Genomic DNA, 13,084 nt, shown 5'->3' on the forward strand with positions numbered 1-13,084 from the left:
TTGAAAACCATTTGACATCCCTTTCCGGATATGAAGTTTAAAATCCATGGAAGTTTCGCAAAAAAAATGAAAGGGTATAGGATGAAAGCACTTGCCAGTGATTTTACACAAAAACTAGGACTTGACTGTTATGAAAGACTACTTCCCTCAAAAACTCCAAACTCTGTCCTTCATCGAAGCTATGAAAGACTACTTCCCTCAAAAAGTCCAAATTCTCTCCTTCATCGAAGCTATGAAAGACTACTTCCCTCAAAAAGTCCAAACCCTGTCCTTCATCGAAGCTATGAAAGACTACTTCCCTCAAAAAGTCCAAATTCTGTTCTTCATCGAAGCTATGAAAGACTACTTCCCTCAAAAAGTCCAAATTCTGTCCTTCATCGAAGCTATGAAAGACTACTTCCCTCAAAAACTCCAAACTCTGTCCTTCATCGAAGCTATGAAAGACTTCTTCCTTCGAAAAATCTGAATTCTGTCTTTCATCTGGGCTAACGAAATTATTTTATTGGCCGACCAAATTTAATTAATAGAACAACACCCCGTACATTACAATCCTTTCCTTCATTCACACAATAATCACATCAAATTCACATACCCTCTAATAATTTCTTTCCCTTGTTATTACGCCGAGATTTCTTATGTAAAAAAACACCATAATACAACAAAAATGCACACGCTATTCCATAAGTGAAAAAGCGTGTGCATTTTTATCGTGAATCTATTATTTGAACAACTTAAGTAAAGCCGTTATCCTTAGTATGGTTTTTCGTTTGTTAGTTTGTTGTTTCAGTATTAGTATCTTCTTTAAAGATAGATTTTGATAAACTATGGATGATATCCCCCCGGCTTATAATCCCTACCACTCTGCCTGCTCCATTAATGACAGGAATCTTTTTAAAATGATGTTTGGATATTAATCGTATGGCACTTTCAAAGTCATCGTCAGGTGCTAACGTCTTAATATTTTTCTTTACCATAATTTCCTTGATAGGGGTATTCATTTTTTCTCTTAATACATCTTCTATTTTTTGGGCCTCTTCTATATAGGTGACATAATAAGCTAAGTATATCTTCTCTTTATGTGGTGAAAGAAAGCGAACGATATCGCCGTCTGAAATAATACCCACTAAATTCCCATTATCATCAACGACTGGTACACCGCCAATACGATTCGTTTCTAAAATAGAAATTAATTCTTTGACAGTTGTCGAATGCTTAGCTGTTATAACATTTCTAATCATAAAATCACGTACTTGCATCTAAACCTTCTCCCTTCTCATTAGATTTATCCTTCTTTGTTAAGGACAAATCTAATCTAATTTAAGGATACTCCAATTTTAAGGGTTCGTCTTTTTCGATTTTATGAACTTTTTACCCACTAGGTTATGAGCAGCAAAATTTATTGAAAGGAATTTCTATTTCAATTTTGTCTCAGACATAAATTCTACAGCATGTGAATTCTCTTTTTTCCTCCCGCTCGCTAAAGCGAAGTACGCAAGACCTCCAACAACAATAAGGCCGATTCCAAAAAGAAAGACGCTGCTAAAACCAAATGAAGTAGCGGCAATTCCCAACACAAATGCACCAATAGCCATACCTAAATCCATTGAATTAAAGAACAAAGAATTGGCGATTCCGACACGATGTTTTTCAACAGAACTAATTACCTGTGTTTGAAGGATTGGTGTAACAGAGCCATACCCGATTCCAATAATAGCACCTGCTGTAATCATAATGACTGCTGTTTGGGGCAATGAGAGCATTACCATCCCAATGGCAAATACAATAATACAAGGATAAACAATTTTATTTGCCCCATAGCGGTCAGCCCATACACCTGTAAATGGCCGGCATACAAACATTAAGGCCGCATAAAGAATAAAGAACGTACTAGCAGCTTTTACAAGGTCAATTTCTTGCGCATACAATGCTAAGAATGAAGCAATACCTGAATAGGCACATGCTAAAATAAATACTACAAGTGCATATGGTGCTGCTTTTTTATCGATTAAATCATGTAGATTAAACCTTTTATTCGTTTTAGAGACTTCTTCTTGTTTCACTTGTTCTGGGACACGAATCACCATTGATAGGAATATATTTACCACTGAAACGACAATACAAAGAATGTAAGCTGTGTTGTATGCTCCTATGTTAGCTAAATTAAGACCTATTACCGGACCTACAACCATTGCCAAACCCATTGCTAATGAGAACCAGCTAAGCCCTTCACCGCGTCTTGAATCTGGTATGATTTCTGCACTAATGGTACCTTTCACAGTAGTTATGATTCCAAAAGTGATACCATGTAAAATTCTTAGGATATATAATACCCAAATATTTGAGACAAATGGGTAAAATAGTGTGGCAATAAAAAATGCTGTTGCAGAAAAAATCAGTATTTTCTTTTGTGATCCTCTACTTACCCACTTACCAGCAAATGGCCGAATAACAATAGCAGCAATTAAAAATAAGGTTAGTAATAAACCAGCCTGATCCGCACCCCCGCCAAATTCTTTCGTTAATTGAATCGGAAGTGCCGTTAAAAGAATATAAAATGCTAAAAAAATAAAAAAGCTGATAGTCGTAATATTTATGAAGTCTTTCGTCCATAATTTTGGTTTACTCATACCATATTTCCCCCTTAAGTTCTCTTTTTTGTAAATTGAATCATCTATAAATGATTGTTTTCTTGAATGGAAAGCGACCTTCTCATTATACATCCATTTGTCATGCATACATAATTGTATTTTTTATAGTATCTATGCATAATAGTAATATCACTGCTTTATATAGGAGAATATCGTATGGATTTTGACCAGCTTTTTTATTTCCATGTAGTTGCAAAAAATAAAAGTTTAACAAAAGCCTCCGAAGAATTAAATCTTTCACAGCCAGCATTAAGCCGTTCTATTTTGCGTCTTGAAGAAGAAATTGGTGTCCCTTTACTCGAGAGAAAAAGCCGAGGTGTCGTTTTAAACCAATATGGGAAGGTTTTTCTAAGCCATGCAAACCAGGTTTTATCAGAAATGAGAGAGGCAAAGCAAAAAATCCATGATATGGTCGATCCACACCATGGGGCCATTTCGCTCGCATTTATTCAAACTCTAGGCTCAAGTTTTGTACCTGATTTAATCAGTGATTTTCAAAAAGAATTTCCTTACATTCAATTTCAATTATCTCAAAATATTTCGAGTAAAATTTTAAAAGAAATACATGCTGCTAACATTGACATTGGCTTCTGTTCGCCGCTGGAACAGCATGAGGGTCTTTGTTCCATACCCGTTTTGTCTGAAGAATTATTTCTAATTGTTCCAACTGCACATAGGCTGGCGGGAAAAGAGCGGGTAAATTTAAGTGAAGTAGCGGACGATCCATTTATTTCGTTCAAACCTCAAACAGCCCTTCATGACTTAATAGAAAATCTCTGTAATGAAGCAGGATTTCTTCCAAGGAAGGTTTTTGAAGGATATGAGGAGAGGACAGTCTCAGACTTAGTAGGGGCTAATTTGGGAGTTGCCATTGTCCCGTACATACCTAATTTAGACAAAGAGAAAATTTCGATGATTCGAGTACAATCACCAAAATGCTTTCGAGTCATCCAAATGGTATGGAGATCGAATGGATATATGTCCCCTGCCGTAACAAACTTTAAGGAGTTTGTGAAGAAAAGAACAGCTCGTACTGGAAAAGTATAATTCTTTGGTTTTCCACTTTATTCTGATATGTGAAAAGCCCATCCATTCATCAAACAATTTCTCTATATCATTAACACATTGCTTGTCCATTTCCTCTCGGTATAAAGAATCTTACTTCTACATTTTAAAGGCCCTTCATACTTATTAACTAATTGTTGATTAAGGAGGGCCTTGATGTATAGTCATTTTCAATCGTCTAATCCCTATTTTATCCATTTTGGTCCCTGCTCATTAATGAACCAAACATTTTCCACACCGCCTGCCATATATATGAAATATCAGCCGTCCTTCCTTTCACCGCAATCTTCTAAAAAGAAACATCGAACAAGAAGCTTGTGGGAACCTATCTATGACCCTTATGACAATCTTCATAATACGTTAAAAAGAAGAAGCTTTAAATGGGGCCCGCGCTATCATACGCAAATGATATCCTCTCACAACATTCCTATAAATCCTCTATCTTATCGCAATGGACAAGGGGCTGCTCCACTTTTTCAAATGCCTGATCAAGGTATGTTACCTGAAGCTGTATATCAATTGATCCACGATGAAATGGCGCTTGACAGCAACCCTAAACTTAATCTCGCAACATTTGTTACCACATGGATGGACACTTCTGCAGACCGCTTATATGCCGATACATTCAACAAGAATTTAATTGATAAATGTGAGTACCAGCAAACAGCATCGATAGAGGATCGGTGTATACGAATGATCGCCAGTCTTTGGCATGCACCTCGTCCGCTAAAAACGAGAGGCGTTTCGACAACGGGTTCATCAGAAGCATGCATGCTCGGGGGGCTTGCGTTAAAGCGGCGCTGGCAAAAAACGCGTAAGAAACAAGGGAAGCCGATTGATCGCCCAAATATTGTTTTTAGTTCTGCGGTACAGATTGTTTGGAAGAAATTCGCGAACTATTGGGACATTGAACCGCGTTATGTAAACATTACCCCAAACAGCCCTAGTATGGACCCTGAAGGCGTGATTGCTAAGGTAGATGAAAATACAATCGGTGTAGTATCAACTTTTGGGGTAACTTATACTGGCCTTTATGAACCGGTTGAGAAAATCGCCAAAGCCTTAGACGAGCTTCAATCCAGAACAGGTCTTGATATTCCGATACATGTAGACGCTGCTTCAGGAGGATTCATAGCACCGTTTCTCCAACCGAATTTGGTGTGGGATTTTCAATTACCCAGAGTGAAATCCATCAATGTCTCCGGACATAAATACGGACTAGTGTACCCGGGAATCGGATGGATTATTTGGCGGGATGCTGAAGATCTTCCCGAGGATCTAATCTTTCATGTGTCATATTTAGGCGGGAACATTCCAACGTATACCTTAAGTTTTTCACGTCCAAGTACACAAGTACTACTCCAATACTATAACTTTCTCCGTTTAGGTAAAGCCGGATATTATGAGGTACAACTGGCTTCCCAATCAGCGGCACATTTCCTCAGCAATGCGGTTCAGACCATGGGTCCTTTTGAAGTAGTGACAGATGGTTCAGATATTCCGGTAGTAACATGGCGGTTGAAAGAAGGTTATACATCAAACTGGAGTCTTTACAACTTGTCCGATCAATTGCTCACATTTGGCTGGCAAGTACCGGCATATCCGTTACCCCCCGATATGGAAAATATAACAATTATGCGTGTTGTCGTCCGGAACGGATTTTCCATGAACCTAGCTCATTTATTCTTGAAGAACCTTAAACAGGCCGTGACATTTCTAGATTCTTTAGAAAATCCAATACCGCATAATACGTACTGTGATATTAGTATTCGTCATTGATTGGAATGGTTTGTGAAGGCAGGAATCAGGGAGCTGATTTTTTTCGGTCAGTCTATTTTTATTGCCGCCGGAAGGCGTAACAGCTTTGGTAAGCGAAAATCAGAAATCATAGTCGTTCATAAAACCGGTAGTCAAATGGAAGTCATATAAAAGACTCCCGTCGCGGGAGTCTAATTCATGTATAAATGAAGGAAAATAGAGCTTCTACTCATCGGTTTTATTTGCAGCGCGGTCCATAGATTCATCGGCACCTTCGCCCGCCTTGTTGCCCAGTGCACCACCAGCAATGGCGCCTGCAACTGTACCAATCGGCCCTAATACAGAACCCGCTGCAGCACCTGCGACAGCACCGGCTCCTGTTCCGAGTGCTTCACCTGCATCGATATCATCACGATTTCTTTTATTCTCAGCCATTTATTTCCCCCCCTTCGGTTTCTTACACATATTTTAACCAATAAAACTCTTATTATTTTGTTCCTTCTTTTTAAGCCAAAATATGTTTAATGGGTATTTTTGCTATATCTCCTTCTCTCTTCGCTATAAGGTTATATAACCACTCAAAATTTATTCTTCAAAAACTTTATAATTTCCCTCTGAATTTTACATTATTTTTTCTGTAAAGGTCATTTGCCTTTATATTTACAAATTGAAAAAAAGGATAATCATCCTTTTTTCCCTCAGAATCGGTGCCACCCCTGATCCACTTTTATGCATGAATCATTGCCTTTTTATTTACCTGTTCCTTATTACCACATCTATGCACGAATGCGTGCATAGATGTGGTAATAATCATCATTTTATGACCAGTCGATACAGAAGAGCAATATAAAAAGCAAGGTGTTTTGCAAATACCCATTGTACGACTAAGAATCTGGATGCATTTTTACTTTTATTAGAATTAGATTGTAAAGGATATATTAAAATTGGATGAAAGACGGTTTGTAATTATAAAGAAAGTCGCACGAAAAATTTCATGCGACTTCTTTATCACTGTTTACATTCTCGTCACAACACTTTCAGGTGAAGCCTCCTCACTCATCGGGAAGTGACATGCACTGCAATGGCCAACATGACGACGAGGAATTAATGTTGGTTCCTGTACTTTGCATAGTTCTTGTGCTTTCCAGCAGCGAGTCCGAAAGCGGCATCCACTTGGAGGATTTGCCGGTGATGGAATATCCCCCTCTAAAATGATTTCATCCTTATCATGCCTTAACCATGGCTCTGGGTCAGGGACGGCAGATAATAAGGCCTTCGTATAAGGATGTGTAGCAGCCTCAAAAATATCGTCACGATCACCCGTTTCAATAATTTTACCTAAATACATAACAGATATTTTATTACATAAGTGACGAACCACTGAAAGGTCATGAGAGATAAACAAGTAAGCTAATCCAAGTTTTTTTTGTAAATCTTGAAGTAAGTTTAATATTTGAGCCTGCACAGAAACATCTAGTGCAGAAACTGCTTCATCGCAAACAATTAGTTTTGGACGGAGTGCCAGCGCCCGTGCGATGCATATACGTTGACGCTGCCCGCCGGAAAATTGGTGTGGATAATGATGGGCACTGTTTGGGTTTAAACCAACAAGCCGCATAATTTTTGCCACTTCCTTGTCCCAGTCTTTTCTTTCGACAATATCCGAATGAATCAACCATGGCTCTGTAATAAGATCTCTCACACGCATTCTAGGGTTTAAAGATGCATCAGGATCCTGGAAGACTAGTTGAATATCCTTTCTTAACACTTGCATTTCTTTATTAGAAATCTTGGTTAGATCTTTCCCTTCAAAGAAAATGCTGCCGCTTTTTGACTTTTCAAGTCCAAGAATTGTACGGGCAACAGTAGACTTTCCACATCCAGATTCGCCAACAAGACCCATAGTTTCCCCAGGATAGATTTGAAAACTTACGCTTGAAACGGCTTGCACTTCAGAAGTCGTACGTCGGAATAAGCCAGTCTTAATAGGAAAAGAAGTGACTAAGTCACGCACTTCCAATATAGGCTTTTTATTAGATTGATTCATGATTTAGCACTTCCTTTGCGAAATGACAAGCACTTTTACGTCCTGGTGCTATTTCCTCTAACAAGGGTTCCTTTTTTCTACATAGGTCTGTAGCCATCGAGCAGCGCGGGTGAAAGGCACAACCGGTTGGAGGATCTGCTAAGTTTGGCGGCAACCCTTCAATTGACTGTAAACGATCACCATTTTGTCTAGCAGAAGGAATAGACGACATAAGCCCAACAGTATACGGATGTGCGGGATTCTTAAAGACCGTTTCCACTTCACCAATTTCTACTATATGTCCAGCGTACATCACTGCTACACGATCGGCATTTTCTGCAACAACACCTAAATCATGTGAGATGAGAATAAGCCCCATTTGATTCCGTTCTTGCAGCTCCTTTAGCAGACGCATAATTTGTGCCTGAACCGTTACATCCAATGCAGTGGTTGGTTCGTCTGCAATTAACAATTTTGGATTCATTGCAAGAGCAAGAGCAATCATGACACGTTGCTGCATACCTCCTGAAAATTGATAAGGGTATTGTTTGTAACGATTTTCAGCATCAGGAATACGAACTAACTTCATTAGCTCAATAACTCGTTTTTTTGTTTCATTCTTTGAAAGACTTTTTCGTTTTCTTAGCGCTTCGCCAATTTGATAACCGACTGTTAAAACAGGATTTAGTGCACTTAATGGATCTTGGAAAATAATCGAAAGCTTTTCACCATATAATTTTCGTCGTTCGGTCTCTGACAATCTCACTAGTTCTTTACCTTCAAAGAAAATTTCCCCTTCTGAAATGACACCGCCTGGTTTAGGGAGAAGTCCCATAATGGCTAGGGCCGTGGCACTCTTTCCGCTACCAGATTCACCCAAAATAGCTAAAGTTTCTCCATGATAGACTTCTAAACAAATACGATTCACTGCCTTCGCTATTTTATTGCGTGAGTGGAATTCAAGAGAAAGGTTCCGCAGCTCAACAAGTGGTTCACTTTTAATCGGTCTATTTGATTCTGTTGCTGTTGTAGTTGTTTCCATAAGAAACCTCCTCGATAACCTTGAAAGGCTTTTTATTCAATGGATACTTTGTGGAAATTAGGGGCCCCAGTTGGACTAGCCTCTAATCCCTTCACATTTTTACGTACGGCATAGATTTGCTTTAATTGCAATGGGAAAATTCCCACTGCATCGTCCCATATAATTTTGTTGGCTTGATCGTAAAATTGTGCACGTTTATCAGCATCTGTTGACTGCTTCGCTTTAATAAGCAATTCATCTAATTTTTCATTTTTGTAGCCGTTACGATTTGCTTGTGAAATATAGAGACGGCCTAATGTGTAATCCGCATCTCCACTAATGACGGCGTTTGTTTGTAAATCCATATTCCAATCAAGTGCAGTCAGCTTTTCAATCCATTCCGCTCTTTCTAATTGATCCGGTACAATTTTTACACCAATCTTATCCCAATAGGAAGTTAGTGCTTTTTGAAGCTCTAAAATTTGCGGTCCAGATCCTTTACTCCATATCATCCTTGTTTCAAAACCATCTGGATAACCAGCTTCTTTCAATAACTGTTTTGCTTTTTCTGGGTTATATTCATAAGGTGTCTGTTCTGAGAAACCAAAAATAGAAGAAGGGATAGGTGCTTTCATGACTTCCGCCGTATCACCGAATAAATCTTTCACAATGGCTTTTGTATCAAGGGCATACCACATGGCTTTACGCACGCGGACATCATCAAATGGTTTTTCACTGCTGTTAAACCAATTGAAGTAGTAAAAGTAACTTGGTGTATCCATAATATTAATCTCTTTATTTTGCTTTAATTGATCGATTAAATCGGCGGGAATCGTCCAGGTTGCGTCAATTTCACCTGTCTCGATTGCTGTCATTCGTGCTGCATTTTCAGGAATATTCTTTATGGTTAATGAATCTAATTTCGGCGCTCCATCCCAGTAATCTTTATTTCCTGATAACTTTAAGTCTTGGTCAGGCTGGAAGGATTCTACTCTGAACGGACCGCTGCCAATTGGTTTACGGAAAAAATCCTTTGACGTTGCTTGATCAGCCGGTGTGATATACAGCAGTGTTAAATTGTATAGCAAATTCCCAAGTGGTGTTTTTGTTTTAATCGTTACCGTTGTATCATCTGTCGCTTCAACTGAATCCAATTGAGCCCATAACACTGTTAATGGAGATTCTTTACGTGTAACTAACTGTTCAAGAGATGCTTTCACATCTTTAGCTGTTAATTTCGTACCGTCATGGAATGTAACATCATCACGCAGCTTGAAAACCCATGTAAGATCATCTGGCTGTTTCCATTCAGTTGCTAAGCTAGGGACTAGTTTGTTACCATCATTTTTAACAAGTGTATCGTAAATTTGAGTAGCTGCTAAAATCGTAGCTGGTTCACCATGAGCAGAACCGTATGGGTCGAGAGAAATAATACCTACATCATTGGCTACGGTCATTTCTTGCTTTTTCGAGTTGCTGCCATCCGATTTGGCGTCACCAGAAACATCTGAGTCACCGCTTATTCCTGCACATCCTGTTGCCACCAACGCAAAAACACATAGAAATAGGAATACTGAATACCATTTCTTCATAACGCTTCCCTCCAATAGATTAATTAATTAATTATTTAAATAAGGGTCAGATTCATCTCTCAATGTATCTCCCAAAAATCCAACACAAACAACTAATATAGCTAAAGCAATACCAGGCATGACAGAAATCCACCACGCTGTACTAATATAATCACGGCCAAGGGAAATCAATAATCCCCATGAAGCATTGTCTGGTGGTGTACCTAAGCCAAGAAAACTAAGTGAAGCTTCAGAGATAATAACTAGACCTATTTGTACGGTGACTACGACTAACAAGGGTGACAAACAAACTGGCAGGATGTATTTCGTTAAAATTCGGAAATGGGAAGCACCGATGACTCTTGCAGAATCAACAAAGTCCTTATTCTTTGCGGAGATTGTTGCCCCGCGAACAACTCTAGCAAACGTTACCCACCTAGTGATAGAGAGCGTAATAATGACATTCGTCACACTAGGGCCAAGAACACCAGCGATTAAAATAGCAAGTAAAATCGTCGGAAACGATAATTGGATATCCGCTATACGCATAATAACTGTATCCACCCAGCCCCCGAAATACCCAGATAGTAAGCCAAGAATGACACCAATCCCACCGCCTATTAATACGGTGGCAGCCGCAACAGATAGGGAAATTCTAGCGCCATGAATAATTTGTGCAAGAACATCTTGACCAATTTGGTCAGTTCCAAGCCAAGCCGTATGTTGACCAATTTGCGATCCAGGCGGAAGAAGTCGATTCGCTGTATCCGTATTTACCGGGTTATATTCGATGAGCATCGGTCCAAAAATGGCTATGAATACAAAGAATACAACTGGCATACTTAGGACAAGAATTTTCCAATTGATTTTCTTCTTTACTACCGGAATAAATTCGGGTTCGTTTTCTAATGTATTATTTAGATTGAGTTCAGCCATTACGATTCCTCCACTCTAATCCTTGGATCAATGTAGCCATATAGAATATCTACGATAAGATTAAGGATGATATAGATTCCGGCTATTAAAGCAATGGCAGCTTGAACAACTGCATAATCCCTATAAAGAATGGAATTGATTAAAAGCCTTCCAATACCAGGCCACGAGAAGACAACCTCAATAATAATGGCACTGCCAATAAATTCTCCCAGTAACAGCCCCAAAACTGTAACAACTGGAATGAGGGCATTACGAAGTACATGAATGTATAAAATAAAATTTTGCTTTAAACCCTTTGATCGAGCAGTTTGAACATATCCCTGCCGGAGCTCTTCTAGGATACCGCTCCTCACTAATCTTACAATCATACCAATGAAAGGCAGGCATAAAGTAAACGCAGGCATAATTAGATGCGCAACCGAGCCCGCTCCAGCACTTGGTAAAATACCAAGAACCCTTGAGAAAATAAGGATTAAGACAATACCCACCCAGAAAGTGGGAAGTGATTGGCCGAATAAGGAAACAAATGAAATGATTCGATCTGCCGCTCCATTTGGTTTGCGTGCGGCTTGAATACCAAGCGGAAAACTGATGATAATGGCAAATAATATTGCTGTAAATGCTAACGTAATAGTGAATGGAAGCCTCTCTAAAACATGTGTTAATGCAGGTCCCCCAAGTCTGAAGGATTCACCAAAGTCAAGACGTAAAACATCTACAATAAATTGCCCGTATTGTACAAAGAGCGGTTTGTTCAATCCGAGCGATTCATTTAGTGAGTGTATCTGTTCCGGGGTCGCATTGCTTCCAAGCATGACAGCTGCTGGATCTCCTGGTATAATACGGAGCACCGCAAAGATGATGGTAATGGCCCCCCAGATAACAAAGAGCGAGTAAAAGAATCTTCGAATTAAATAACTTGCCATAGGGTACAGCTCCTTTCAATTAATCTTCTAATAATGGAATTTAATAATCTAAAAAGTTTGTAATTTGAATGCGCTATCATACACTTGTAAAAGAACACAAAATAGTAGCAAGGTTCTGAAATCTTGGAATGCAGAATATCATAGTCATTTGTTCTTCCCCCCCATTTACCGGCATGTTTTTGTTTATATATGTTCATATATAATCAGACTTTTGCCATAATGTCAACAAAAATAAGCATTTTTATGCATAATAAAATATTCTAAATAATATTTTGAATTCTATAGTCTGATGGACTAACACCCATAGCCCTTCTAAAAACACGGCTGAGATAGAATCCATTATCATAGCCGCACCGTTCAGCAATTTGTTCCAGTGTTAAATTTGTCTCTAAAAGCAAACGAGCAGCTTTTTGAATACGCAGCCTTTTTACGAATTCAGATGGCTTTATATGAAATTCCCTTTGAAAACGACGTGAAAATTGGACCGGGCTTAAAGCGAATCGTTCCGCAAGTCCGCTTAAATTAAATTTGGAATAGGCATTATTTAAAAGCCACTCATAGGCGTCATTCATCAGTGGATCTCCTGAATAAGTATGATATAGATATTCATTCGGGTGGAGCTCGTTATCCCATTCATTACAAGTCAGCTGCCAAATGTCATTAAGCATATGCTGCTGCTGCATCAATTTCTTCGGGTCATTTGTTAAATTATAATCATGTAAATAATTTATATTAGAGTGAAATCGTGTCCGGTCCGTTATCGTTGTTTTATAATGCGGTAATTCCAATTGGTTTAGCTTTAAATTGGTGATTATTTCAAAACTAATAAAATGTAAGGCAATTGGAGCTCCCATCATTCGGCGGAATGCAACACCTGGCGGGCACACAAGGACATCCCCCTGCTCAACCGTACCTCTCTCCTCCTCGATTTGATAGTCAAAACTTCCGTTATCAATCATAAACAAAATCCAAGAATCATAGATGTCTTCATCTACTACAAACTCTTCTTTGCGGGCAAAAAAGGTATATGACAGCATCCGCAGTGAACATGTCCAAAAGTATCTTTTATCCATTTAGTCCCCCTTAAACTGAAAAAAGTTATATGGTTAATGATACAAAAGTGCATGTTATAA

At 38.8% G+C, this 13,084-nt stretch carries 12 protein-coding genes; 3 read left to right on the top strand and 9 right to left on the bottom strand.

All coding sequences use genetic code 11. From position 1 onward, the window contains the following. Positions 1-130 precede the first annotated feature (130 nt). Complete coding sequence (locus M3183_RS24135) at positions 131-466, top strand: hypothetical protein (RefSeq protein WP_251473885.1); 336 nt, start codon at positions 131-133, stop codon at positions 464-466. A 304-nt stretch (positions 467-770) separates the two neighbouring features. On the opposite strand, the gene M3183_RS24140 is transcribed toward M3183_RS24135, so the two are convergent. Together M3183_RS24140 and M3183_RS24145 are read right to left on the bottom strand one after the other, a co-directional pair. Then, positions 771-1,256 carry a CBS domain-containing protein gene (locus M3183_RS24140; protein ID WP_251473894.1) on the bottom strand — a complete coding sequence of 162 codons (486 nt, stop codon included), beginning with the start codon at positions 1,254-1,256 and terminating at the stop codon, positions 771-773. Between the two features lie 156 nt (positions 1,257-1,412). Continuing rightward, positions 1,413-2,627 (bottom strand): MFS transporter, encoded by a 1,215-nt coding sequence (locus tag M3183_RS24145; protein WP_251473897.1) that lies wholly within the window; start codon positions 2,625-2,627, stop codon positions 1,413-1,415. Positions 2,628-2,804: 177 nt separating this feature from the next. Between M3183_RS24145 and M3183_RS24150 the strand changes: the two genes are divergently transcribed. Continuing rightward, complete coding sequence (locus M3183_RS24150; RefSeq protein WP_251473901.1) at positions 2,805-3,695, top strand: LysR family transcriptional regulator; 891 nt, start codon at positions 2,805-2,807, stop codon at positions 3,693-3,695. Between the two features lie 423 nt (positions 3,696-4,118). After that, entirely contained in the window at positions 4,119-5,492 is a 1,374-nt protein-coding gene (locus M3183_RS24155; RefSeq protein ID WP_251473946.1) for a glutamate decarboxylase, read from the top strand. 204 nt (positions 5,493-5,696) lie between these two features. Here the strand turns inward: M3183_RS24155 and M3183_RS24160 are convergent, their stop codons facing one another. The 7 genes from M3183_RS24160 to M3183_RS24190 form a co-directional block, all read right to left on the bottom strand. Next, positions 5,697-5,906, bottom strand: coding sequence for a hypothetical protein (locus tag M3183_RS24160; RefSeq protein WP_251473904.1), 210 nt, complete (start codon positions 5,904-5,906; stop codon positions 5,697-5,699). A 580-nt stretch (positions 5,907-6,486) separates the two neighbouring features. After that, a complete protein-coding gene (locus M3183_RS24165) occupies positions 6,487-7,518 on the bottom strand; it encodes an ABC transporter ATP-binding protein (RefSeq protein WP_251473908.1) in 1,032 nt (343 codons plus the stop codon). Next, positions 7,505-8,539, bottom strand: coding sequence for an ABC transporter ATP-binding protein (locus M3183_RS24170; protein WP_251473911.1), 1,035 nt, complete (start codon positions 8,537-8,539; stop codon positions 7,505-7,507). Before M3183_RS24170 ends, M3183_RS24165 begins: the two co-directional genes overlap by 14 nt. A gap of 32 nt (positions 8,540-8,571) precedes the next feature. Further along, positions 8,572-10,110, bottom strand: a complete 1,539-nt coding sequence (locus M3183_RS24175; RefSeq protein ID WP_251473914.1) for an ABC transporter substrate-binding protein — start codon at positions 10,108-10,110, stop codon at positions 8,572-8,574. A gap of 27 nt (positions 10,111-10,137) precedes the next feature. After that, complete coding sequence (locus M3183_RS24180; RefSeq protein WP_251473915.1) at positions 10,138-11,025, bottom strand: ABC transporter permease; 888 nt, start codon at positions 11,023-11,025, stop codon at positions 10,138-10,140. Beyond that, positions 11,025-11,951 (bottom strand): ABC transporter permease, encoded by a 927-nt coding sequence (locus tag M3183_RS24185; protein ID WP_251473916.1) that lies wholly within the window; start codon positions 11,949-11,951, stop codon positions 11,025-11,027. Before M3183_RS24185 ends, M3183_RS24180 begins: the two co-directional genes overlap by 1 nt. 260 nt (positions 11,952-12,211) lie before the next feature. After that, the gene (locus M3183_RS24190) at positions 12,212-13,024 is read right to left on the bottom strand and encodes a helix-turn-helix domain-containing protein (protein WP_251473917.1); all 813 of its coding nucleotides are present in this window, start codon (positions 13,022-13,024) and stop codon (positions 12,212-12,214) included. Positions 13,025-13,084: the final 60 nt, after the last annotated feature.

The sequence above is a fragment of the Neobacillus mesonae genome, from assembly GCF_023715155.1.
GTDB classification, from domain to species: Bacteria; Bacillota; Bacilli; order Bacillales; family Cytobacillaceae; genus Neobacillus; species Neobacillus mesonae_A.